At 72.0% G+C, this 22,656-nt stretch carries 22 protein-coding genes; 8 read left to right on the top strand and 14 right to left on the bottom strand.

The features are described from left to right. Positions 1-14: 14 nt before the first annotated feature. Both GNZ18_RS16035 and GNZ18_RS16030 read right to left on the bottom strand, forming a co-directional pair. Positions 15-1,115 (bottom strand): CapA family protein, encoded by a 1,101-nt coding sequence (locus GNZ18_RS16035; protein WP_156217265.1) that lies wholly within the window; start codon positions 1,113-1,115, stop codon positions 15-17. Between the two features lie 219 nt (positions 1,116-1,334). Then, positions 1,335-2,420, bottom strand: a complete 1,086-nt coding sequence (locus GNZ18_RS16030) for a CapA family protein (RefSeq protein WP_156217264.1) — start codon at positions 2,418-2,420, stop codon at positions 1,335-1,337. A gap of 202 nt (positions 2,421-2,622) precedes the next feature. On the opposite strand from GNZ18_RS16030, the gene GNZ18_RS16025 reads away from it, so the two are divergent. Then, on the top strand, positions 2,623-4,077 hold the full coding sequence (locus tag GNZ18_RS16025; RefSeq protein WP_156217263.1) for a catalase: 1,455 nt from the start codon (positions 2,623-2,625) through the stop codon (positions 4,075-4,077). A gap of 238 nt (positions 4,078-4,315) precedes the next feature. Here the strand turns inward: GNZ18_RS16025 and GNZ18_RS16020 are convergent, their stop codons facing one another. Beyond that, positions 4,316-5,350, bottom strand: coding sequence for an SPFH domain-containing protein (locus tag GNZ18_RS16020; protein ID WP_156217262.1), 1,035 nt, complete (start codon positions 5,348-5,350; stop codon positions 4,316-4,318). Continuing rightward, positions 5,347-5,787 (bottom strand): NfeD family protein, encoded by a 441-nt coding sequence (locus GNZ18_RS16015; protein WP_156217261.1) that lies wholly within the window; start codon positions 5,785-5,787, stop codon positions 5,347-5,349. Before GNZ18_RS16015 ends, GNZ18_RS16020 begins: the two co-directional genes overlap by 4 nt. Before the next feature lie 359 nt (positions 5,788-6,146). Here GNZ18_RS16015 and GNZ18_RS16010 point away from each other — a divergent pair, with 359 nt between their 5' ends. Beyond that, complete coding sequence (locus GNZ18_RS16010; RefSeq protein ID WP_156217260.1) at positions 6,147-7,064, top strand: Rieske (2Fe-2S) protein; 918 nt, start codon at positions 6,147-6,149, stop codon at positions 7,062-7,064. Positions 7,065-7,070: 6 nt separating this feature from the next. Here the strand turns inward: GNZ18_RS16010 and GNZ18_RS16005 are convergent, their stop codons facing one another. The 3 genes from GNZ18_RS16005 to GNZ18_RS15995 form a co-directional block, all read right to left on the bottom strand. Next, positions 7,071-7,313, bottom strand: a complete 243-nt coding sequence (locus tag GNZ18_RS16005) for a DUF8836 family protein (RefSeq protein ID WP_156217259.1) — start codon at positions 7,311-7,313, stop codon at positions 7,071-7,073. A gap of 99 nt (positions 7,314-7,412) precedes the next feature. Then, positions 7,413-8,183, bottom strand: coding sequence for a sulfite exporter TauE/SafE family protein (locus GNZ18_RS16000; protein WP_156217258.1), 771 nt, complete (start codon positions 8,181-8,183; stop codon positions 7,413-7,415). 134 nt (positions 8,184-8,317) lie between these two features. After that, entirely contained in the window at positions 8,318-9,106 is a 789-nt protein-coding gene (locus GNZ18_RS15995; RefSeq protein WP_156217257.1) for an ABC transporter ATP-binding protein, read from the bottom strand. Positions 9,107-9,292: 186 nt separating this feature from the next. Between GNZ18_RS15995 and GNZ18_RS15990 the strand changes: the two genes are divergently transcribed. Then, complete coding sequence (locus GNZ18_RS15990; RefSeq protein WP_156217256.1) at positions 9,293-10,063, top strand: Rv1486c family protein; 771 nt, start codon at positions 9,293-9,295, stop codon at positions 10,061-10,063. 67 nt (positions 10,064-10,130) lie between these two features. Here GNZ18_RS15990 and GNZ18_RS43680 read toward each other — a convergent pair whose 3' ends face one another. From GNZ18_RS43680 to GNZ18_RS15965, 5 genes are all read right to left on the bottom strand, one after another. After that, on the bottom strand, positions 10,131-10,841 hold the full coding sequence (locus tag GNZ18_RS43680) for an RDD family protein (RefSeq protein WP_214615555.1): 711 nt from the start codon (positions 10,839-10,841) through the stop codon (positions 10,131-10,133). Between the two features lie 88 nt (positions 10,842-10,929). Further along, a complete protein-coding gene (locus GNZ18_RS15980; RefSeq protein WP_242883914.1) occupies positions 10,930-11,370 on the bottom strand; it encodes a DUF2752 domain-containing protein in 441 nt (146 codons plus the stop codon). Positions 11,371-12,404: 1,034 nt separating this feature from the next. Next, a complete protein-coding gene (locus tag GNZ18_RS15975; RefSeq protein ID WP_156217255.1) occupies positions 12,405-13,190 on the bottom strand; it encodes a PP2C family protein-serine/threonine phosphatase in 786 nt (261 codons plus the stop codon). Between the two features lie 36 nt (positions 13,191-13,226). Beyond that, entirely contained in the window at positions 13,227-13,877 is a 651-nt protein-coding gene (locus GNZ18_RS15970; protein WP_214616575.1) for a response regulator, read from the bottom strand. 23 nt (positions 13,878-13,900) lie between these two features. Beyond that, positions 13,901-15,055 (bottom strand): GAF domain-containing sensor histidine kinase, encoded by a 1,155-nt coding sequence (locus GNZ18_RS15965; protein ID WP_156217254.1) that lies wholly within the window; start codon positions 15,053-15,055, stop codon positions 13,901-13,903. 238 nt (positions 15,056-15,293) lie between these two features. Between GNZ18_RS15965 and GNZ18_RS15960 the strand changes: the two genes are divergently transcribed. From GNZ18_RS15960 to GNZ18_RS43170, 4 genes are read left to right on the top strand one after another with little or no spacing between them, the layout of a single operon-like run. Then, positions 15,294-15,962, top strand: coding sequence for an SDR family NAD(P)-dependent oxidoreductase (locus GNZ18_RS15960; protein ID WP_156217253.1), 669 nt, complete (start codon positions 15,294-15,296; stop codon positions 15,960-15,962). Then, complete coding sequence (locus tag GNZ18_RS15955; protein WP_156217252.1) at positions 15,959-17,320, top strand: MFS transporter; 1,362 nt, start codon at positions 15,959-15,961, stop codon at positions 17,318-17,320. Before GNZ18_RS15960 ends, GNZ18_RS15955 begins: the two co-directional genes overlap by 4 nt. After that, a complete protein-coding gene (locus GNZ18_RS15950) occupies positions 17,317-18,345 on the top strand; it encodes an S-adenosylmethionine:tRNA ribosyltransferase-isomerase (RefSeq protein WP_156217251.1) in 1,029 nt (342 codons plus the stop codon). Before GNZ18_RS15955 ends, GNZ18_RS15950 begins: the two co-directional genes overlap by 4 nt. Before the next feature lie 40 nt (positions 18,346-18,385). After that, positions 18,386-18,481, top strand: a complete 96-nt coding sequence (locus GNZ18_RS43170) for a hypothetical protein (RefSeq protein WP_312874552.1) — start codon at positions 18,386-18,388, stop codon at positions 18,479-18,481. Positions 18,482-18,549: 68 nt separating this feature from the next. Here GNZ18_RS43170 and GNZ18_RS15940 read toward each other — a convergent pair whose 3' ends face one another. Next, a complete protein-coding gene (locus tag GNZ18_RS15940; RefSeq protein ID WP_156217250.1) occupies positions 18,550-19,656 on the bottom strand; it encodes a terpene synthase family protein in 1,107 nt (368 codons plus the stop codon). Positions 19,657-19,686: 30 nt separating this feature from the next. Beyond that, positions 19,687-21,009 (bottom strand): cytochrome P450, encoded by a 1,323-nt coding sequence (locus tag GNZ18_RS15935; RefSeq protein ID WP_156217249.1) that lies wholly within the window; start codon positions 21,007-21,009, stop codon positions 19,687-19,689. A 441-nt stretch (positions 21,010-21,450) separates the two neighbouring features. On the opposite strand from GNZ18_RS15935, the gene serB reads away from it, so the two are divergent. Then, a complete protein-coding gene (gene serB / locus GNZ18_RS15930; protein WP_156217248.1) occupies positions 21,451-22,647 on the top strand; it encodes a phosphoserine phosphatase SerB in 1,197 nt (398 codons plus the stop codon). The last annotated feature ends 9 nt before the right edge of the window (positions 22,648-22,656 follow it).

Below are 22,656 nucleotides of genomic sequence, written 5' to 3'. Positions count from 1 at the left end.
AGGGGAGAGTCCAGTCAGGGACGCGCCTGTAGGCCGGTGCAACCGCGCAGGCCGTTCCAGCGTTTGGCCTCGGCCGCCGCGGCCGCGCCCGTCAGCGGGATCGGAAGGCCGCCGGAGATGCGGGCGGGCTTCCACCTGTCGGCGGTGATCTTGCCGTTCTGGACGCGCAGCAGCAGCACACCGGAGTTGGCCGTCTGCCCCGACGCGGACGAGAACACGAAGTTGCCCATGCCGTAGTGGACGTACTTGCCGTTCATGTAGCCGCCGCCCAGCGGGACGTGCGCGTGGCCGCCGACGACGATGTCCGCGCCCGCCGCGACGAGCTGCCGCGCGAGTTCCTGCTGGCGGGGCAGCGGGCACGACTTCAGCTCCTGACCCCAGTGCAGGTGGACGATCACGACGTCGGACCCCTTGCGGGCCTCCTTCACCGCCTGCACCATCCGGGGCACGTTCTTCGCGGAGGCGAGGCCGCCCTTGGTGTCGGTCGCCGTCCACGCCTCGATCAGGTTGTCGTCGAGCACCTGGGTGGCGCCGACGATCGCGATCCGGTTGCCCTTCACCGTCGTCCGGTAGGGCCGGTACGCCTCGTCGGCGTTCTTTCCGATGCCGACGACCGGGAACCCGGTGCGCTTGATCGCGGCGAGCGTGTCGCGGAGGCCGCCCTCCATGTAGTCCATGCCGTGGTTGTTGGCCATGGACGTCACGTCCACGCCCGCTCCCCGGAGCGCCGTGAACGCCGACGGCGGGGCGCGGAAGGCGAACTCCTTGCCGGGCGCGGGCGTCCCGCCCGTGGTGATCGCCGTCTCCAGGTTGACCATGGCCAGGTCGGCGCGCCGGAGCTGCGCCGCGACCGGGCCGAGCGCCGTCCTCGGGCTGCCGAGGCGCGAGCGGAGCTGCCCCTCGAAGTGGGTGTCGCCGCCGAACGCGATGACGATCGGCTTCTTGGCCGCCGCCGCCTTCGGGCTCGCGGGCCCCTCGGCCGGACGGGACGCGGCGGGCGGCGTCGCGCCCCGCGCGTCCGTCTCCCCTGAGGACCCGCCGGAGCCCCCGCACGCGGCCGCGACCAGCACCGTCACCCCGGCGACGGCGGTGACCGCGAGCGTTCTCCCGCGCATCGGACCTCCCTGTTCGGCTGGGGCCCAGCATGACAGAAACCGCCCGTAGCACCCAGAGGGCCCCGGATGTAACAACCGTCCGATGATTCACATGAAACCCCCGCTTAGCGGGAGGACGCCGCACCCGCCCGCCGGCAGGAATGATCATGGGCGCGCCTTGACGCCCGCACGGTGGGCGAAATCAGGGGGTTCGCCGGAAGGTCGGCCCGGCGAGCGGGGTCAGGGGGTCGCCGTGACGTCGGCGCAGCGGCGCAGGCCCTCCCACTGCGCGCGGGCCTCCTGCGCCGCGGGGCCCGACAGCGGCCGCGGAACGCCGCCTGAGATCTCGGCCGGGGCCCAGTCGGCCCGGGTCACGCGCCGCGTCTTCGCGGACGGGTCGAACGTCAACGTCAGCACGCCGCTCTGCGCCGTCCGCCCGGAGGAGTTGTAGAACACGAAGTTGCCGAGCCCGTAGTGGACGTACTTGCCCTTCAGGAATCCCCCCGCGAGCAGGACGTGCGCGTGGCTGCCGACGATCGCGTCCGCCCCGGCGTCGGCGAGCTGCGCCGCGAGCTGCCGCTGGACGGGGGTCGCGCACGGGTTCAGCTCCTGCCCCCAGTGCAGGTCGACGATCACGACGTCGGCGTCCTCGCGGGCCTTCCGCACGGCCGCGACGAGGCGCGGCGCGTCCTTGGCCGAGGCGAGGCCCGGCCCCGCGCCGGTCGCCGTCCACGCCTGCACGAGGTTGTCGTCCAGCACCTGGGTCGCGCCGATCACCGCGACCTTCGCGCCGTTGACCGCCGTCCGGTAGGGGCGGAACGCCTCGTCGGCCGTGCGCCCGATGCCGACGACCGGGAACCCGGCCTGCTTCCCGGCGGCGAGGGAGTCCTGGAGGCCGGTGACCCCGTAGTCCATGCCGTGGTTGTTGGCCATCGTCGCCACGTCCACCCCGGCGGACCGGAGCGCGCGGAACGCCGACGGCGGCGCCCGGAACGTGAACTGCTTCGGCGCCGGGGTCGCGCCCTCGGTGACCGCCGTCTCCAGGTTGACCATGGCGAGGTCGGCGCGCTTCAGGCCGCCCGCGACCGGGCCGAGCGCGGTGTCGGGGGAGGAGTCGAGCCGGGCCCGCAGCTCGCCCTCGAAGTGCACGTCACCGCCGAAGGCGACGGTGAACGGCTTGCCCGCGGGCCGCTTACCGTCCGCCGACCCGGAGGCGTCGGCGAGCGCCCCGCACCCGGCCGTCGCCAGCGTCGCCGCCGCCACCGCCGCGAGCAGAGGCGACTTCGGCAGGGCGAACGCCCGTCTCGTCCCACGTCCGGTCCCCATGTCCGCCTCCCGCTCGTCGTGCCTGCTTGGACTCGGGTGATCAAGCGAAGGTTCGCGGATCCACCCGCTACCGGACCCGAGGCGACCAAAGGCGCAAAGTTCCTAAACTTGAGCCATTCAAGTTAAGCGGATAGGTTGGGATCACTCAGACACCGATGACCCAGACGATCCAGAGCGCCCACGGAGCGAGGAGAACCGCGCCATGTCCGACAGGCCCACCACCACGAACGACTCCGGGAACCCCGCCCCGAGCGACGAGCATTCGCAGTCCGTGGGCCCGAACGGCCCGCTGCTGATGCAGGACCACTACCTCATCCAGAAGATGGCGCACTTCAACCGCGAGCGCGTGCCCGAGCGGGTCGTCCACGCCAAGGGCGGCGGCGCGTACGGGGTCCTGGAGATCACCGAGGACGTCGGCCAGTTCACCAAGGCCAAGCTGTTCCAGAAGGGCGCGCGGACCGAGTCGATCGTGCGCTTCAGCACGGTCGCGGGCGAACTCGGCAGCGCCGACACCGCGCGCGACCCGCGCGGCTTCGCGATCAAGTTCTACACCGAGGACGGCAACTACGACCTCGTCGGCAACAACACGCCGGTCTTCTTCATCCGCGACCCGCAGAAGTTCTCCGACTTCATCCACTCCCAGAAGCGGCGCGCCGACACCAACCTGCACGACCACAACATGCAGTGGGACTTCTGGACGCTCTCGCCCGAGAGCGCGCACCAGGTGTCGCTGCTCATGACCGACCGGGGCACGCCGTACTCCTGGCGCCACATGAACGGGCACGGCTCGCACACGTTCCTCTGGTACAACGCCGCCGGGGAGAGGTTCTGGGTCAAGTACCACTTCAAGACCGACCAGGGGATCAAGAACTACACAGCCGACGAGGCCGCCGCGCTCCAGGCCGTCGACCCCGACGCGCACCTCCGCGACCTCCACGAGGCGATCAGGAAGGGCGACCACCCGTCCTGGACGGTCCAGGTGCAGGTCATGCCGTTCGAGGACGCGGCGGACTACCGGTTCAACCCGTTCGACCTCACCAAGGTCTGGCCGCACGGCGACTACCCGCCGATCACGATCGGCCGGTGGACGCTCGTCCGGAACCCCGAGAACCACTTCGCCGAAATCGAGCAGGCGGCGTTCGAGCCGTCGAACTTCGTCCCCGGGATCGGCGCCTCCCCGGACAAGATGCTCCAGGGGCGGCTGTTCTCCTACCCCGACGCCCACCGCTACCGCGTCGGCGCGAACTACCTCCAGCTCCCGGTCAACCGCCCGAAGAGCCCCGTGCACTCCTACAACAAGGACGGCGCGATGGCCTACGCCAACTCCGGCGACCCGGTCTACGCGCCGAACAGCGCGGGCGGGCCGGCCGCCGACCCGGCGCTCTGGGAGGGCGAGGGCTACGGGGTGGCGGGCGAGATCATCCGCAGCGCCTACACGCTCCACGCGGAGGACGACGACCACGGCCAGCCCCGCACGCTGTGGGAGAAGGTGCTGTCCGGCACCGACCGCGACCACATGGTCTCCAACATCGTGGGCCACGCCTCGGCCCCGGAGGTGACCGCCGACATGAGGAGGCGCGTCGTCGAGTACTGGCGCAACGTGCACAAGGACCTCGGCGACCGCGTCGCCACCGGCCTCGGGATCAACGGCACCTGACCAGCGGCGCGAAGGGGCGGCCCCGTGCGGGGCCGCCCCTTTTCGCCGCCCGAACCGGAAACGTCGGCGGCGGCCTCCTGGCGATCGTGGACGCCGGCGGCTACCGTGCCACTGTGGGCTCGACCGCCGACGGCACTATCACGTCGTGGCGAGCCCGCCCGACCGCCGACGGCGGTCCACGGCATTCGCGCCCTCCGGGGGCACAGGGAAACTCGGGTCCCTGTGCCCCCTCAGGCGTCTAGCGCGCCTTCCGGTCCGCGACGCCGTGGGGTTCGCCCGGCGCCAGCTCGTAGGGCGCCACATCGTCGCCGGACAGCTTCCGCCGCTCTGCCTGCGCCGGGACGTCGGGCGAGGGACGCGCCGCGCGGGTGATCGACGACGTGACCTCGTCCAGGGAGCCCTCGAACGCCTTCGAGACGGACTGGAGCGCCGCCGTGACCTCGCTGGGGATGACCCAGAACGTGCTGCCCTGGCCCTCGGCGAGCTTCGGCAGCGTCTGGAGGTACTGGTAGGCGAGCAGCTTCGGGTCCGGGTCGGCGGCGTGGACGGCCTCGAAGACCTGCGCGATCGCCGCCGACTGCCCCTCGGCCTCCAGGATCGCCGCGCGCTTGCCGCCCTCGGCCTTCAGGATCGCCGACTGCTTGTCGCCCTCGGCGGTGAGGATCTTGGACTGGCGGGCGCCCTCGGCGGTCAGGATCGCGGCGCGCTTCTCCCGCTCGGCGCGCATCTGCTTCTCCATCGCGTCCTTGATCGAGGGCGGCGGCTCGATCGCCTTGATCTCGACCCGGGTCACCCGGATGCCCCACTTGCCGGACGCGTCGTCCAGCACGCCGCGCAGCGCCGTGTTGATCCGGTCGCGGGAGGTCAGCGTCGCCTCCAGGTCCAGCGTCCCGATCACGTTGCGCAGCGTCGTCGCGGTGAGCTGCTCGATCGCCTTGATGTAGTTCACGATCTCGTAGTCGGCCGCGCGCGGGTCGGTGACCTGGAAGAACAGGACCGTGTCGATGTGCACGACGACGTTGTCCTCGGTGATGACCGGCTGCGCCTTGAACGAGACCACCTGCTCGCGCAGGTCGATGAGCGGTTTCACGCGGTCGACGAACGGGACGACGAAGGTGATCCCCGGTTCGAGCGTGCGGTGGTAGCGGCCGAGCCGCTCCACGTTGCGGGCCCGCGCCTGCGGGATGATCCACACCGCCCGCATCACGGCGGTGGCCAGCACGACCACCCCGGCGGCCAGGACGACGAGGACGGCTATCGCGATGTCGGTCATGACGGCTCCCCGAGCGGGTACAGCAGGGCCGTGGCCCCTTCGATGGCGAGGACGTCGGCGGGCGTGCCCGCGGGGATGACCAGGTCGGGGTCGTAGGGGCGGGCCGTCCACTCCTCGCCGCCGATCCTGGCCCGGCCGCCCGAGCGGCTGACCTCGGTGAGCGTGAGCGCCTCCCGCCCGACCAGCGCGGCGGTGCCGCTGCGCAGCGCGGGCGCCTGCCGGACGTGCCGCCGCGCGAGCGGCCGCACCACGGCCAGGCCCGCGACCGACCCGGCCGCGAACACCGCGGCCTGCGCGCCGAGCGGCAGGCCCAGCGCTCCCGCCAGCCCGGCGGCCAGCGCGGCGGCGGCCAGCAGCCCGAGCGCCAGGGTCAGCGTCAGCAGTTCGGCGAGCCCGAGCAGCGCCGCCAGCAGCAGCCAGGCGATCCACGCCTCCATAGCGGCTCCCTGAGGCGGCCGATGTCCTCACCTCTCACGGTAACCCCGGAACGGACGGCGCGACAGGCCCCGCGGCCACTGCGCATTTCGACCGGTTTAGGCCCTCTACCTGCAGGTAAGCTCACCAGAACGGCCGCCGGGGAACGCGGAGGCTAGGGTGTGTCGTGAAATGGCCTGAGCCGTCGCGCGAGCGCGTTACCTTCTCGGTGGGGCGACGCCGGAGGCGGGTCCCGCGGGGAGGATCGCGAAGCGTCGCCGCGCTCGCCGGGGGACGGTCACGACCCGGGCCCGCAAGGCGCGGGCCGGGGGCCGATGACACCGCCGTGACTTCGTGAATATGCACGCACCCGAGGAGGGACATGAACCGACGGGCGAGCAACATCTTCCGGAGGCCGGGGCCGCAGGCGTCCCAGCGGCTGGTGGACGCGGCCGAGGGGCTGGAGCACGCGCGGGGGCTCGACCACACGATCCGGCTGATCTCCTCGGCCGTCCGCCGGACGCTGCGTCCCGGGCCGGTCAAGGACACGCTGCACGGCGTCCCGTTCGGGCATCCCGCCCACCCCCCGCTGACCGACGTGCCGGTCGGCTGCTGGATCTCCGCCGGCGTCCTCGACCTGCTGCCGGGCACCGGCCGCGCCGCGCGGATCCTCGTCGCGGCGGGCCTGGCGGGCGCGGTCCCGACCGCGCTCGCCGGGCTCTCCGACTGGTCGGCCCTGCACCGCGAGCAGCAGCGCGTCGGGCTCGTGCACGCCTCCGGGATGCTGACGGCGAGCACGCTGTACTCGGCGTCGCTGGTGGCACGATCCCGGGGCCGGGAGGGCACCGGGCGGGCCCTCGGGTTCGCGGGCCTGGCCGCGCTGCTGGCGGGCGGCTACCTCGGCGGGCACCTGGCGTTCCGGCTGGCGGCGGGCGCCAACCACGCCGACCAGGTCGCGCACCTGGTCGCGCTCGGCTGGCACGACCTGTGCCCGGCCGACGACCTCCCCGACGGCTGGCCGGTGCACCGGCGCCTCGGCTACATCAGCCTGTTCGTGCTGCGGACCGGGGACGAGATCCACGTCCTCGCCGACCGGTGCAGCCATCTCGCGGGCCCGCTGCACCAGGGGCGCATCGTCACCGACGACGACGCGGTCGTCTGCGTCGTCTGCCCCTGGCACGGCAGCACGTTCCGCGTCGTGGACGGCTCGGTCGTGCACGGCCCCGCCACCGGCCGCCAGCCCTCCTTCGAGAGCCGCGTCACCGAGGACGGCCTCGTGCAGGTGCGCCCCATCGGCTGAGCGGGGTCAGTCCGTCTCGTCGGGCTGGGCGGCGTCCGCGCTCGGGTACTCGACCAGGGCCAGGACGCGGCTCGCCATGAACCGCGCCGTGCGGACGGCGGTGCCCGTGCGGGTGACCTCGCTGACCTCCACGACGCCGCGCCTGGTCGCGACCTCCACCCGGCGCCCGGCCCGGGTGGCGAGGACCTCGTAGGTCCGCGTTCCCTCACCGCCGGCGTCGATCATGATCTCGACCCTGTCACCCTTCATCGGCGACTCCTCCGGTAGTCGAACATATATTCGACTTATACCCGCGAACCGGCTCCGGCAACCCTTCCCGGGGCCGTCCGAGCGGCACGAAGCCGCAGGTCAGAGCAGAAGATTGGCGATCGCGACCAGGCCCACCGCGACGATGACGCCGCGCAGGACGAGCGGCGGGATCCGGCGCCCGACCCGGGCCCCGACCAGGCCGCCGAGGATGGACCCGGCGGCGATCAGCAGCACCGCGAGCCAGTCGATCCGGGTGTCGGCGAAGAGCCACATTCCGATGAACACGATGGCCGCCGAGCCGTTCACCACGGCCGACAGCACGTTCTTGGCCGCGTTGACGCGCTGGAGGTCGTCGTCGAGCGCGATGCCGAGCAGCGCGATCAGCACGATGCCCTGCGCGGCGCCGAAGTAGCCGCCGTAGACGCCCGCGAGCAGCACGCCCGTCCACAGCCAGGGGCCGCCGTGCGCCCGGCCCTCGCCGTCGCGGCGGCTCAGCGTCCACGCCTGGAGCCTCGGCTGCACCACCACCAGCACGAGCGCGATCACGATCAGCACCGGGACGATCACCTGGAACGCGCCCGCCGGCAGCCCGAGCAGCAGCACCGCGCCGACCAGCGCGCCGACCAGCGACGCGCTGCCGAGCCGGACGAGCCGCTCCCGCTGCCCCTTCAACTCCTCGCGGTACCCGTAGGCGCCGGTCACGCTGCCCATGACGAGCCCGATGTTGTTCGAGACGTTCGCGACCACCGGCACGTAGCCGAGCGCCAGCATGGTCGGGAACGTGATCAGGGAGCCCGACCCCACGATCGTGTTGATGCCGCCGGCGGCGACCCCGGCCGCGAACACCGCGAGCGCGTCGAGCACGTTCAAGGGCGTCCCATCCAAGCGCTAGCGGTTCCTCAACTGCGCTCCCGATGGTAGAGACCGCGCGCCACGCGATGTGAACGGGGGGTCACTCCCGCGCGCGAACCCCGGGTCAGAGGGTCGCGCGACGGTTCGCCGGGTCAGCGGACGGCGCGCGCGTACCAGCGGCCGTTCTGCCGGTCGATGGTCAGCGGCAGCCCGAAGCACGACGTCAGGTGCTCCTCGGTGAACACCTCGTCGACCTTGCCCTGCGCCACGACCTCGCCCTTGCGCAGCAGCAGCGCGTGGGTGAACCCGTCCGGGACCTCCTCGACGTGGTGGGTGACCATCACCATCGTGGGCGCCGCCGGATCGTCGGCGAGGCCGGCCAGCCGGGAGACGAGGTCCTCGCGGCCGCCGAGGTCCAGCCCGGCGGCGGGCTCGTCCAGCAGGAGCAGTTCCGGGTCGGGCATCAGCGCGCGGGCGATCTGCACCCGCTTGCGCTCGCCCTCCGACAGCGTGCTGAACGTGCGGCGGATCAGGTCGGAGCAGCCGAGCGCGTCCAGCAGCGCGAGCGCCCGGGTCAGGTCGGTGGACTCATACTCCTCCTGCCAGCGGCCGAGGATCGCGTACGAGGCGGTCAGCACCAGGTCGATGACCTTCTCCGACGTCGGCACCCGCTCGGCCACCGCCGAACTCGCCAGCCCGATCCGGGGGCGCAGCTCGAAGACGTCGGTTTTGCCGATCTCCTCCTCCAGGATCTCGACCGACCCGCGCGTCGGATGCAGCATCGCCGCCGCGATCTGGAGCAGGGTCGTCTTGCCCGCGCCGTTCGGGCCGACGATCACCCAGCGCTCGTTCTCGTTCACCGTCCACGTGACATCGCGCAGGAGGTCGGCGCCGCCGCGCGTCACCCCGACTCCGTGGAGCTGCAGTACCTCGCCGGTCATCGCGCGCCCTCGACCTCGATCCCGCAATCCAGGTGGCCTGTTTCTCAGGAAAGAACCTATGCGATCGGCGGCGCGCATGGCCCGGCGGGCTCCCCTCTCCGTGGGGCCTTGCGCACACGTGCGGTGGCGCCGGCGACGGGAGCGCTTATCGTGGATCGCATGCCCACTGGGGATTTTCGGGGATGGATGAGCAACGACGTCGCGACCGCGCTGGTGGCGTGGGGAAACGCATGGCTGACGGGGCACGTCGGTCTGGACGAGGCCGTCGACGCCGTCGAGAAGGCGGCGGGGCCGCAGATCCTCGGCGGCGAGCCCGCCGAGGTCACGCTCCGGCGCGGTCTCGGCGACCTGCGCGTCGCGGGCATGAGCGCGTTCCGGCTGGCACTGCCCGCGCCGGGTGACCCGCTCGGGCTGACCGGCCCGCCCGACCTCAACCGCGCGGCGATCGAGGCGGGCGCGGCCGTCGTCGTCCAGCTCGGCGAGCGGGAGCTGCGCGAGCGGGCGATGGGGCTCGTGCCGTCCGAGGACCGGCGCGGCTCGTCCTACGTCGGCGTCCGCTGGACGACCTGGGGCGCGGCGCCGGGGCTGCCCGACGTCCCGTCCCTCGCCGACGCCGACCGGCAGCTCACGCTCGCGATGCGCGACGCGACCGAGGCGCTGCTCACAGTGGACGGCGTGTCCGGCGTCCCGCCCGAGATCACCGACGCGCTCGCCGACCTGCGCGACCCGCACCGCGGCGACCACCCGCTCGCGCCCGGCTACCCGCCCCGCGCGCACCGACTCGCCGCGCTCGCCGGACGGCTCTCCCTCGTCGTGGACCTGGCCCGGCGGCTGGACGACCATGGCCTCACCGCCGACCAGATGTTCCGTCGGGGTGAGGCGCTGCGGCTGCTCGACCGCGCCGTCCGGCGGGCACTGGTCGCCGCGTGCAACAGCGCCTTCGACCCGGTGCCCTAGGACCGGTCCCGGACGCACGAAAGCGGGGCGTCCCCGATGGGAACGCCCCGCTCGTACCGTCGGGCGGTCAGGCGCGCACGACGATGGTGTTCACGATCTTGTCGGCGAACGTCTGCTTGCGCTCGTCCCACAGCGGCCAGAAGAAGCCGAGGTAGCACAGGAAGCTGTCGGCGATGTGCGCGAGCTTGCGCACGAACGCCATGCCGAAGCCGATCGGCTGCCCGGTCTGCGCGCTGATGAGGCGGATGCCCATCTGCCGCTTGCCGATGGACTGGCCGGTCGTGCCCTCCTGGTAGCAGATCCACAGGCCCCCGGCGAACGACATCAACCCGCCGACGAGGATGAGCAGCAGACCGAGCACCGCCGCGCCGCCGCCCGAGCTGCTGAGCAGCGCGCCGAGCAGGTACAGCACGAACAGCGGACCACCGAAGATCAGGTAGTCGATGATGTAGCCGCCCGCGCGCGACCCCCACTCGGCGAGCTGGCCGGTGGAGCCGTAGTGGTGGTGGTGCACCTCCTGGTAGGGCTGCCCGGGGGGCTGCGCCGGAGGCTGGCCGTACCCGGGCTGCGCCGCGGGCGGGTACCCGGGCTGCGCCGGAGGCTGACCGTAACCAGGCTGGGCCGGGGGCTGGCCGTATCCAGGCTGGGCGGGAGGCTGACCGTAGCCCGGCTGCGCCGGGGGCTGACCGTAACCGGGCTGGGCGGGCGGCTGGCCGTACCCGGGCTGCTGTTGCCCGTAGCCCGGCTGCTGACCGTAGGGGTCGTAGGGGTTACCCACACTTGCTCCTTATTGATTGACCCTGTGGATATGTGACGCCCGCCGGACCCGGAGGGCTCCGCAAGTCTGACCGACGACGGACATCGGCTCAAACTCGAAGAACACCGAGCCGGACGAGCTGCCACAACTCCGACCCCACGAGGGCGGAGCCGAGCAACCAGGCACGGGTCCTTGGCTGGAGTGCCCACCACCGTCCACCCAGTCCCAGCGGCGCTAGGGCCACGCCGGCCGCGGCGGTGAGCGCCACCGGGTTCGCGAGCACGGCCTCGGCCGGACGGCCCGCCCCGAACTCGATGAACACGGTGGTGCCGCCGCAGACGGGACACGGGATGCCGGTGAGCGCCCGGAGGGGGCACAGCACGCCGGGGTCGTTGACACGGTGGATCCATGCCGCGCCGACGGCCGCGATGGCCATCGCCGCGACGCGCAGAAGTACCCCCACGGGGCCGTGCCGCGCCGCGGTGAGGGTCCGGCTGACGATCCCGCCGAGCGCACCGTCCGGTACGCCCGCGGCCGCCGCCCCGGGCACTCCCCCCAAGGATTCCTCCGCCTCGATGACATTCGTCCGAGTGACCCATATACCGGGTTCACCCCGAGGTGGGTCAAGTCTCCGCGACCATCCGCGATGGGACCGTTACCAAGAGCGTGAGGACACCACCTCACGGCAAGAGTAGGACAAAGTGCCAGCTACATGGGCACCTTTCCTGCCCCATCTACGAGCAAAACGTCCGGACCGCCCCGCTGGATCATCCAGGACGCGCGCACCGCCACCACCCGACGGCGAACCCGGAGACAACTACGCAGGTCACAGCAGAGGACACGAACCACAAACCAGACGACGCGACCCGCAGAAGGCCGCAAGCACAGGAACAACGCGAAGCGAACGCCGCGCGCGGCGCAACCCGAGCAGGAAGGGCGGCCGCGACTCGCGAAGCGGAGGCGGCACGAAGCACTGGAGCACGCGCGGTCGCGCGAAGGACGACACGGCACACAGGACGAAACCGCACGAAGGACGGCGCACCGCGGAGGACGGCGCACCGCGGAAGACGACGCGAAGGACGGCGCGGCGCGAAGGACGGCGCACCGCGGAAGACGACGCACCGCGGAAGACGACGCACCGCGGAAGACGACGCACCGCGGAAGATAACGCGGAGGACGGCGCGGCGCGAAGGACGGCGCAGCGCGGAAGACGGCGCGGAGGACGGCGCGGCGCGAAGGACGGCGCGGCGCCGAGTGTGGCGCACCGCGGCGCCGGGGACGGCGCGGTCACATAGATGGCGCGGCACAGAAGAACGGCGCGGTCACAACGACGGCGCGGTCGTGCGGAAGGTGGCGCGGTCACGCGGAGGACGGCGCGGCGCGGCGCCGGGGACGGCTCGGTCACCCAGAAGGCGCGGTCACACAGAGGACGGCGCGGTCGCACAGATGGCGCGGCACAGAAGAACGGCACGGTCGCACAGACGGCGCGGTCGTGCGGAGGACGGCGCGGGGTGTGGCGGGGGTCGGCGGCGCGCGGAGGAGTGGTGTTCGCGTCCGGGACGCGCGCCGGGTCGGTGTGCGGCGTCAGGCGTTCGCGGCGGCGCCCACCACGCGCGGCGCGTCGGGCTCGCCGATGTGCTCGGACTCGACGACGTCCGCGACGACGGCGGTGATGTTGTCGGGGCCGCCGTTCTCGCGGGCCAGTTCGATGAGCCGGTCCACGGCGCGCTGCGGGTCGGCCTCCGCCGAGAGGATCTCGTAGATCCGCTGGGCGTCGACCGGGCCGCTGAGCCCGTCCGAGCACAGCAGGTAGCGGTCGCCGAGGCGGCCCTCGCGCAGCCGGAGGTCGGGTTCGCGGTCCTCGCGCCCGTCCAGCACCCGGTACAGCACGTGGGACAGCCGGGACGTCTCCGCCGGGTCGGCGGTCTGGCCCGCCTGCTCGGCCTCGGCCTTGAGCAGCTCGTCCATCGTGTGGTCCTGGGTCATCTGGAACAGCTCGCCGTCGCGCAGCAGGTAGCCGCGCGAGTCGCCGATGTGCGCGAGCGCCACGGACTCGCCCGACCACAGCATGGCGGTGAGCGTGGTGCCCATCCGGCTGAGGTCGGGGCGTTCCTCGCGGACGATGCGCAACTTCTCGTTGGCCTCCGCGACGGCGCGTCCCATGATCTCGACAAGGTCGTCACTGTGGGCGGCGGTGTCCAGCGAGCGCAGGGAACCGATGACGGTCGAACTCGCGACCTCGCCGCCGGCATAGCCGCCCATGCCGTCCGCGACCGCGATCAACCGCGCACCGGCGTAGCCCGAGTCCTCATTGTTCTCTCGGTTGCACCCGATGTCGCTGCCTGCTGCGTACCTGATTGCTACGTTCATACCAATTTCGATGACGATCCTGTCAGAGGAGTTCTGTCAGTCACGGGCGGCCTCCCCGGCGGCTCCGACACCGTGCCGGACGGCATACAGCGCCGCCTGCGTCCGATCCTGCACTCCCAGTTTCATGAGCAGATTACTCACGTGCGTCTTGACCGTCTTCTCCGAGACGACGAGCGCGCGGGCGATCTCCCGGTTGGACCTGCCGCGCGCGATGTGCACGAGCACCTCCCGTTCCCGTTCGGTCAGCGCGGCCAGGCCGCGGTTCTCCTCCGTCGCCGGATCCGCCCGCAGCATCGCCTCGGCCGCGTCGGGCGCGAACAGGACGTGCCCGTCGTGGACGGCCCGGATGGCCTGCACGAGCGCCTGCGGGTCGACGTCCTTGTACAGATACCCGGCGGCTCCCGCCTGTACTGCCGGCAGCACGTGTCCGCGTTCCGTGACGCTGGTCAGGATCAGGACGCGCGCGGCCACCCCACGAGCCCGCAGCTCCGTCAGCGCGGTCAGGCCGTCGACGCCCGGCATCTTGAGGTCCATCAGCACGATATCGGGCTTCAGCGATTCGGCCAGCGTCACGGCCGCCGTGCCGTCGTCGGCCTCGCCCACGACGTCGATGTCGTCCTGGATGCCGAGGAAGGTGCGCAGGCCCTGACGGACGACGGGGTGGTCGTCGGCGATCAGCACCTTGATCGGGGTACCGCGGCGCGCGCCGGTCACAGCGGCACCTCCAGCCGGACGGTCGTGCCGCGTCCGGGCGCGGCGTCGATGGTCAGCGTGCCGCCGATCGAGCAGGCCCGCTCGCGCATGGACGCGAGGCCGAGGCCGCGGTCGTCGCCGTTCGACCGCCCCGCCTCCGACGCCTCGAACCCGGAGCCGTCGTCGGCCACCTCCAGGACGACGTGCTCGTCGCGCGCCGCGAGACGGACGTCGACGGTCCGCGCGTCGGCGTGTCGCAGCGCGTTGTAGAGGGCCTCCTGCGCGATGCGGTAGGCGACGGTCTCATGCTCCTCCGGCAGCACGTCGGCGCCCTCGGCGGCGAACCGCACCGACGTCTCGTGCGCCCGGTCGAGCACCTCGACGTGCTTGCGCAGCGAGGCGACCAGCCCGTCGGCGAGGTCGGCGGGGCGCAGCTCGAAGATGACGGCGCGCAGCTCGGCGAGCGCCTCGGCCGCGAGCCGCTCCACCTGCTCCAGCTCCTGGACGGTGCGCGCCGGGTCGCGCTCGGCGAGCGCGGACGCGGTGCGCGCCGTCAGCCGCAGCGAGAACAGCTTCTGCGCGACCGCGTCGTGCAGCTCGCGCGCGAGCCGGTTGCGCTCGGCGACGACGGTCAGCTCGCGGTTGTGCTCGTGGAGGCGGGCGTTGATGATCGCGATCGCGGCGTGCGCGGCGAACAGCGACAGCAGCTCCTCGTCGTCTTCGGTGAAGCCGCCCGGGGTGCGCTTGTTCGCCAGGAAGATGATGCCCAGCACGTCCTCGCCGTCCTGGATACGAACGCCGAGGAAGTCCTTCAGGACGGGATGCGCGACCGGCCAGCCCTCGAACTCCGGCTCGCGGCGGATGTCCTTGAGCCGCTTGGGCGTGTCGCCGTGCAGCATCGCGGCGAGCATGCCGTGCTGGCGGGGCAGCGGGCCGATCCGGTCCCACTCCTCGTCCGAGACGCCCTCGACGACGAACTCGCCGAACGATCCCTCGTCGTCGGGCACGCCGAGCGCGGCGTACCGGGCGTCCAGCAGCTGCGCCGCCGCCCGGACGATCACCTGCAGCACCTCGTGGACCGACAGGTGCCGGGTGACCGCGAGCACGGCGGAGCTGACGGCGTGCAGGGTCGCCCCCTCGCCCCCGCCGCCGGCGCCTGCCTCGGTGCCCATTCCGGCCTCTCGTGTCCGTGGTGGACGCCCGCCCGGCGTCCACATGTGGAAACCGTACTCTCTGGCCAGGTCATCCCGAATCAGCCCTGGGACTTAGGTTCCGGCCGCGCGCCTACTCCCGGGGGCGGCGGGGCGTCCTCCGCGAAGGCGGGGGACGCCGGTCCTACGACCATTTGCGGATCCGCCCGGGCCCCGGCGGCCGATGCCGTGAGCTGCGCCGATCCTTAGCGTCGCTGATATGAAGACCGCATTGATCACCGGAGGCTCCCGAGGGCTCGGCCGGGCGCTCGCCCGCGAGCTGGCGCGGGACGGCTGGAACCTCGTCCTCGACGCGCGCGACGCCGCCGCCCTGGACGAGGCCGCACGCGACATCGGCCCGGTGACCGCCGTCGCGGGCGACGTCACCGACGCCGCGCACCGCGCCGCGCTCGCCTCGGCCGTGTCCGGCGGCCTCGACCTGCTCGTCAACAACGCGGGCACGCTCGGGACGACGCCGCTGCCCCGGCTCGCCGACCAGCCCGTCCAGGAGCTGGCGGACATGTTCGCGACCAACGTGCTCGCGCCGCTGGCGCTGATCCAGGCCGTCCTGCCGAGCCTGCGGGCGCGCGGCGGGGCGATCCTCAACATCAGCTCGGACGCGGCGGTCGAGGGCTATGAGACGTGGGGCGGCTACGGGTCGAGCAAGGCGGCGCTGGAGCAGCTGTCGCGGGTGCTGGCGGCCGAGGAGCCGCGCCTCGCGGTGTGGTGGGCCGACCCCGGCGAGATGGCCACCGACATGCTGCGCGCCGCCGGTGAGGACGCGGACGCCGCGCCCCCGCCCGCCGAGGCCGCCGCCGCGCTGCACCGGCTGATCAGCGAACGCCGTCCGAGCGGCCGCTACCGGGCCGACGAACTCGCCGCGCGATGACCACCGTCCTGGAGCCGGGCGCCCCGACCCCCGCGCGGGGCCTGCTCGGCGGCGGGAACCGGGCCGTGACCATCGGGATCGTCACGCTGGTCACGCTGCTCGCGTTCGAGGCGATGGCGGTGAGCACCGTCATGCCCGCCGTCGCGCGCGGCCTCGACGGCCTGTCGCTGTACGCGTGGGGGTTCAGCGCCACGCTGATCACCAGCCTGCTGTCCACGGTGGTGGCGGGCGGCTGGGTCGACCGGTCGGGCCCGGCGCGCCCGTTCCTGGTCGGGATCGCCGCGTTCGTCGTCGGACTGGCGATCGCGGGCACCGCGCCGACCATGTGGGTGTTCGTCGCCGGGCGCGCCGTCCAGGGCCTCGGCACCGGCATCCCCATGGTCGCGCTGTACGTGCTCATCGCCCGCGCCTACCCCGAGGAACTGCGCTCGCGGGTCTTCGCCGCGCTGTCGGCCGCCTGGGTGCTGCCGTCGCTGGTCGGCCCGGCGATCGGCGGCGCCGTCGCCGACCACGTCGGCTGGCGGTGGGTGTTCCTCGCCCTCGTCCCGCTGGTGGTGCCGCCGACGCTGATGCTCATCCCCGTCCTGCGCGGGCTGCCCGCGCCCACCGAGGACGTCACGGCACCGCTCCGGTCGCGGCTGGTGGCGGCGGTCGCGATCACGGCGGGCGCCGCGATCCTCCTCTACGGGCTGGACGGCGCGGGCTGGACGATCGTCCCGCTCGCCGCCGCGGGCATCGCGGGCCTCGGCTTCGGGCTGCCCAGGCTCCTGCCTGCCGGGGCGCTGCGGATGCGGCGCGGACTGCCGAGCGTGATCCTCGCCCGGGGCCTGCTGGCGGGCGCCTTCTTCGGCGCCGACGTGTACATCCCCCTGACCCTGACCTCGCTGCACGACTTCACCCCCACCATGGCGGGCGTCGTCCTGACCGTGGGCGGGCTCGGCTGGTCGGCCGCGTCCCAGATCCAGGGCAGGTCCGAGCGCTCCCGCGAGTTCTTCGTCCTGCTCGGCGCCGTGCTCGTCACCGCCGGCATCGTCAGCGTGACGGTCGCGCTCCAGGTCTCCGGATGGGCCGCCGTGCCCGCCTGGATGATCGGCGGCGCCGGAATGGGCTTCGCGAACGGCAGCCTCAGCGTCCTGACGCTCGACCGCTCCGCCGAGAGCGAGCAGGGCCACAACTCCTCCGCGCTCCAGATCAGCGACACCCTCGGCGCGTCCCTCGTGGTCGGCGTCGCGGGCGCGCTGGTCACCGGCTTCGGCGAGGACCGGCTCGGCACCGGGCTCGCCGTCGCCGGGACGTTGTTCGCCGCGATCGCCGTCCTCGGCGTCATCGCCGCTCTCCGGCTGGAGGCCGTGAAATGACCGACACCTTCGACTTCGTCCTGCCCGCCGCGCTGGAGGCCCGCGAGCCGCCCGAGGCCCGCGGCCGCGGCCGCGACGGCGTCCGGCTGCTGGTCGGGCGCCGCGCCACCGGCGAGGTCTCCCACCACGGGTTCGGCGACCTGCCCGCCCTCCTCGACCCGGGCGACCTGCTGGTCGTCAACACCTCGGCGACGCTGCCCGCCGCCGTCCGGCTCGACCGGATCAGCGTGCACTTCTCCACCCCGCTCCCCGGCGGCGACGGCGACCGGCTCTGGCTCGTCGAACTGCGCCGCCGCACCGGCAAGACCAGCCTCCCCTACGGCGGCGGCTGCACCGGCGAGTGGATCCCCATGCCCGGCGGCACGACCCTCACCCTCGTCCGGCGGCGGACCGCCCGCCTCTGGGAGGCGCGGCTGAGCACCGACGTCGTCCCCTACCTGCGCCGCCACGGGACGCCGATCCGCTACGGCTACGTCCGCCGCGACTGGCCCACGGCCACCTACCAGACCGCGTTCGCCTATGACAGGACGACCGGCAGCGCGGAGATGCCGTCCGCCGCACGCCCGTTCACACCCGAACTGGTGACCCGCCTGGTCTCCCAGGGCGTCCTCATGGCCCCGATCACCCTCCACACCGGCGTGGCGTCCCCCGAGGCCCACGAACCGCCCTACGCGGAACGCTACGAAGTCCCCGCCCCGACCGCCGCGCTGGTGAACCACGTCCGCAATCAGTCGGGCCGTGTGATCGCCATAGGGACCACGGTCGTCCGCGCCCTGGAGACGGCCGTGGACGGTGAGGGCCGCGTCACCCCGTCCTCGGGCTGGACGGAGCACGTGATCACCCCCGAGAAGGGCGTCCGCGCCGTGGACGGCCTCCTGACCGGCCTCCACGAACCCCGCTCGTCCCACCTGATGATGCTCACCGCCATAGCAGGCCGAAACCTCCTGACAACGACCTACGAAGCCGCCCTAAAAGAGAACTACCTCTGGCACGAATTCGGCGACACCAACCTACTGCTTCCCTAATAGCGGAAGAATTGTATTCAATCCGCAGCTCGACTGCCACGTGGAAGTCATCACCGGGGACGGCGAGCTCGGCTACCCGGCGAACGCGCCCTATGACCGCGTGGTCTGTACGGCCGCCGTGTCGAGCCTGCCTTAGGAAGGGCGGAGCATCTGGCTGGACTCCCCCGCCAACCCCGTCCACTTGTAGTCGAGAAAGGTGCGGGGTCACTGCGAGTTCCGGGTCCACCACCAGGCGATGGCCGGGATGGGCAGGGGGCTCATGAAGTCATCGTCGTCCGGAGCGTCCTTCCATGAGGCCGGCGGGGCTTTCTCATTGGCTGGAGCGTCATTTTCTGGGGGACGAACGTTGGCGTATCTGTCGCACGACAATGCCCAGTCCAGGTGGCCCCGTATGTAGTTCGCCAGGCCATCCGCGTATTTTCGCAGGTTCTGGTGGGTGGCTGGGCGTGACGTCAACCAGTCGTGCGTGTGAAGGAACAGGCACATCACTCGATCGCGCATCGCCGTGGCCGCGTCCAATGCCTGGGCAGGCTCGATTCCCCTCTCGGCGGCGATGACGTCGACGATGTTGAGGCGGTCGTGGGCGCGTTGGATCTCCTTGGCCCGTGAGATGAAGTCGTTGTCCCATGCCACCAGGAAGTGGGCCATCTCCACCAGAGCCTGTGTTTGGGGGTGCGCCAGCTCGGAGGAGGGCACTTCGTACCCGCCGACCGTGTCGATGAGGGCGAGGACCGGGCTCATGCCGATCGCGCGCATCCACATCGCGACATACTCGTTGAGCCTCGGCAGTTCACGCCCGTGACGATGGACCGCCTCCCAGGTGACGCCGAAGAAGAACGCACGCATCCCTTCGACCCAGCGCTGGAACTGCACGGGCGACGCGATTTCTTTCCATCCGTTCGCAATATCGCGTGAGGCGGTGACGTAGGCGTCCTCGCCGGGCCAGTGGGTCTCCGGATGCTGGATGGCGCTGAGGATGATCGACTGTTTCCTTGTCAGCCTGCCCAGCGGCATGGGCGGTTCGTCGAAGCAGGCGTCGTCCAGGGCGAAGAACGCGACGTACTGGCGGGTGGCGTTGGCCAGCGCGTTCTTGTGGCCGTCCGGCATGGTTCTGGCCGCGAGTTCCCCGAGGTTCGCTCGGGAGAGGCGTTCCCGCTGCTTCCGGTCCGGTTCGAAACCCTGGACCGAAAGCCAGCCTTCGGCCAGGGTGTTGAGTTCTGCCGCCCAGGGCGAGGAGGCGGGCTTTATGGGGCAGAAGAACGGCCGCACGGCGAGTATCTCTGCGTCCCGGGCTTCGTTGGCGCTTGTCACTGATCGCTCCGTGGTCTCACTCTCGGCTTCTCATGTCCGCGCGACGACCCGCATCCGGAGACCGTGGGGGTTCAGGGACATGGCGGTGCGGACGCGGCGCCCCGGCACGGATTCAAGGTGCCAGCGGGCGGTGATGGTGGCGAGAGCGAGGGTGGCCTCGGTCATGCCGAACTGCTCCCCCACGCACTTCCGGGGCCCGGACCCGAACGGCACGTAGTCGCCGCGCGCGGGCGGCATGGATTCCCACCGGCTCGGATCGAAGCTCTCGGGGTCATCGTGAAGGTCGGCGCGATGGTGGATGACGTACGGCGAGAAGACGACTGTGGTGCCCGCCGGAAGCCGATGTCGGCCGAGTTCCGTGTCGGTGGTCGTGATCCGGGTGAACATCAGCGCGGGCGGATAAAGGCGCAGGGTCTCGGCGATGACGCGTTTGGTCAGGCCGAGGCGCGGCAGGTGGTCGTATCCGGCCGGGCCGTCTCCGAGCACCTGGCGCACCTCGGTGTGGAGGCGGTCCTCGATTCGAGGGTGCCGGGCGAGCAGGTGCAGGGCCCATGCCAGGGCGTTCGCGGTGGTCTCGGAACCGGCGACGAAGAACGTGATGACGTTGTCGGCGACCTCCCGGTCGGTCAGGCCGTGGCCGCCGCCGGCGACGTCGCGCGCCGACAGCAGCCGGGACAGCAGGTCCTCACCTTCGCGCGGTGCGGCGCGGCGGTCGGCGATGACCGCGTCGAGCGTGGTCCGCAGGTGGACGAGGGCGCGTTGGTAGCGCCGGTTGCCCCGGGTCGGGATCTGGTTCAGCGGTGCGGGCACGACCGACCGCCGGAGGATCCCTCTCATGATCACGACGAGGTCCTCGACCGTCTCGCCGAGGGCGTGCCTCGGTAGGGCGCTGGAGAACATGGTCTCCGTCAGCACCCGCATGGTGAACCCGAGCATCTCGGCCGGCACATCGAGGACCTGCCCGTCTCCCCAGCGCTCGGTGAGCGAGTCGATCTGGCGGGTCATGGTCCGCGCGTAACCGGGGAGGTTGGCGCTGTGGAGCGCATGCCCGGTCAGGCGCCGCTGCCTCCGATGCCGATCGTGCGTGCTGGTGACGAGACCGTCCCCGCCCAACTCTCGCAGGCGCCTGTAGATGACACCTCCCTTGTCGAAGACGCGATCTCCCCGCAGTACCTGTCGGGTCAGTTCGGGATCGCAGACCACCACCGCCCTGACAGGGCCGAGGCGGATTTCGACGAGATCTCCATAGGCGGGAAGCCCCGTGAGGAATTCGTGGGGCCGGTGGAACAGCCGCGGCGCGTGCCCGACCAGCGGCAGTGCGCCGCGCGCCTTGGGGATGTCCGGAGACTTCATGACTCCTCCGTCCGAACTCGTTTGGCCGTTCTCCGCCCAGGGAGACGGCGGGTACCGCGAGCGATGCCGAGTGTCACATCAGCAGGTCGGGACCGGTCCCGACCTGTCCATGAGGCAGGGACGGCAGGAACCCGGCCCGTCGCGATGGCCGCGGTCACCGGGTCGCGGGTGCTGCCCCTGGCCTGCTGCGGGCGGGGGTCTTGTGGGGGTGTCTCAAAATGTGGTTAAGGTTGGGATATATGGCCGGGTACGGTGCGGAGTGCCCGTCCGGCTTGAGGGGGTGGGTCCTGCCATGGGGTTGACAGGGGGATCCATCCGAGTTCGGAGGCGCGGTCAACCTTCTGGTTCCGTGATCGTAAAGACCTTGTCACGCACCCGACGTCTTGCATGGTGGACCTCACAGGCCATCCACACGCCCCGCCCGGTACCGTTGTGAACAGCATGGACGGCCCAGCACAGCGCACGCTGCTCATCACCCTCACCGGCCGTGACCGCCCCGGCGTCACGTCCCGGCTGTTCCGTACCCTCGCGGAGTTCCCGCTGACGGTCGCCGACGTGGAGCAGGTCGTGATCCGCGGCCGGCTCGTCCTCGGCGTGCTGCTCGCCTACACCGAGGGCGCCGACATCGGACGGGTCTGGAACGCCGCCGAGAAGGTCGCGACGGACCTCGACATGGAGGTCGAGCTGTCCACCGGCCGCAACAAGCGGATGCCGAAGCGGCGCGGGCGGCTGCACGTCACCGTGCTCGGCGCGCCGCTGGCACCGGCCGCCATGGCCGGGATCGCCAGCCGGATCGCCGCCAACGGCGCCAACATCGACCGGATCGAGCGGCTCGCCGCGACCCCCGTCACCTGCATCGAGCTGGACGTCTCCGGTGCCGTCCCCGAGGAGCTGCGGGCCGGGCTGGCCGCCGAGGCCGCCGAGCAGCAGGTCGACATCGCGGTCCAGCGCGGCGGCCTGCACCGGCGGGCCAAGCGGCTGATCGTCATGGACGTCGACTCCACCCTCATCCAGGGCGAGGTCATCGAGCTGCTCGCCGCCCACGCGGGGTGCCTGGACGAGGTCGCCAAGGTCACCGAGGCCGCCATGCGCGGCGAACTGGACTTCGAGGGGTCGCTGCGCGAGCGCGTGGCCCTGCTGGCCGGGCTCGACGCCGCCGCGATCGACCTCGTCCGGGGCGAGTTGCAGCTCGCGGCGGGCGCGCGGACGATGGTCCGCACGCTCAAGCGCCTCGGCTACGCGTTCGCGATCGTCAGCGGCGGGTTCACGCAGGTCACCGACGCCCTGGTGGACGATCTCGGCATCGACTACTCGATGGCCAACACCCTGGAGATCAAGGACGGCAAGCTCACCGGCGGCGTCACCGGACCGGTGATCGACCGCGCGGGCAAGGCCGCCGCGCTCAAGCGCTTCGCGCGGCAGGCCGGGGTGCCGATCAGCCAGACGGTCGCGATCGGCGACGGCGCGAACGACCTCGACATGCTTCAGGCGGCCGGGCTCGGCATCGCCTACAACGCCAAGCCCGTCGTGCGCGAGGCCGCCGACACCACGGTCAACGTGCCCTATCTCGACACGATCCTCTTCCTCCTCGGCATCTCCCGCGAGGAAGTCGAGGCCGCGGACGCCGGAGCCTACTGAGCCCCCCTC

The sequence above is a fragment of the Actinomadura litoris genome, assembly GCF_009733595.1.
Taxonomy (GTDB): domain Bacteria; phylum Actinomycetota; class Actinomycetes; order Streptosporangiales; family Streptosporangiaceae; genus Spirillospora; species Spirillospora litoris.
The sequence above is the reverse complement of the archived record's forward strand: the minus strand, read 5'-3'. Positions and strand labels throughout refer to the sequence as shown.

Excerpts from the sequence above, each read along its gene's own strand:
- GNZ18_RS16035 (WP_156217265.1), bottom strand. The coding sequence starts at position 1,115 with ATGCGCGGGAGAACGCTCGCGGTCACCGCCGTCGCCGGGGTGACGGTG.
- GNZ18_RS16030 (WP_156217264.1), bottom strand. The coding sequence starts at position 2,420 with ATGGGGACCGGACGTGGGACGAGACGGGCGTTCGCCCTGCCGAAGTCG.
- GNZ18_RS16025 (WP_156217263.1), top strand. The coding sequence starts at position 2,623 with ATGTCCGACAGGCCCACCACCACGAACGACTCCGGGAACCCCGCCCCG.
- GNZ18_RS16020 (WP_156217262.1), bottom strand. The coding sequence starts at position 5,350 with ATGACCGACATCGCGATAGCCGTCCTCGTCGTCCTGGCCGCCGGGGTG.
- GNZ18_RS16015 (WP_156217261.1), bottom strand. The coding sequence starts at position 5,787 with ATGGAGGCGTGGATCGCCTGGCTGCTGCTGGCGGCGCTGCTCGGGCTC.
- GNZ18_RS16010 (WP_156217260.1), top strand. The coding sequence starts at position 6,147 with ATGAACCGACGGGCGAGCAACATCTTCCGGAGGCCGGGGCCGCAGGCG.
- GNZ18_RS16005 (WP_156217259.1), bottom strand. The coding sequence starts at position 7,313 with ATGAAGGGTGACAGGGTCGAGATCATGATCGACGCCGGCGGTGAGGGA.
- GNZ18_RS15995 (WP_156217257.1), bottom strand. The coding sequence starts at position 9,106 with ATGACCGGCGAGGTACTGCAGCTCCACGGAGTCGGGGTGACGCGCGGC.
- GNZ18_RS15990 (WP_156217256.1), top strand. The coding sequence starts at position 9,293 with ATGAGCAACGACGTCGCGACCGCGCTGGTGGCGTGGGGAAACGCATGG.
- GNZ18_RS15975 (WP_156217255.1), bottom strand. The coding sequence starts at position 13,190 with ATGAACGTAGCAATCAGGTACGCAGCAGGCAGCGACATCGGGTGCAAC.
- GNZ18_RS15965 (WP_156217254.1), bottom strand. The coding sequence starts at position 15,055 with ATGGGCACCGAGGCAGGCGCCGGCGGCGGGGGCGAGGGGGCGACCCTG.
- GNZ18_RS15960 (WP_156217253.1), top strand. The coding sequence starts at position 15,294 with ATGAAGACCGCATTGATCACCGGAGGCTCCCGAGGGCTCGGCCGGGCG.
- GNZ18_RS15955 (WP_156217252.1), top strand. The coding sequence starts at position 15,959 with ATGACCACCGTCCTGGAGCCGGGCGCCCCGACCCCCGCGCGGGGCCTG.
- GNZ18_RS15950 (WP_156217251.1), top strand. The coding sequence starts at position 17,317 with ATGACCGACACCTTCGACTTCGTCCTGCCCGCCGCGCTGGAGGCCCGC.
- GNZ18_RS15935 (WP_156217249.1), bottom strand. The coding sequence starts at position 21,009 with ATGAAGTCTCCGGACATCCCCAAGGCGCGCGGCGCACTGCCGCTGGTC.
- serB (WP_156217248.1), top strand. The coding sequence starts at position 21,451 with ATGGACGGCCCAGCACAGCGCACGCTGCTCATCACCCTCACCGGCCGT.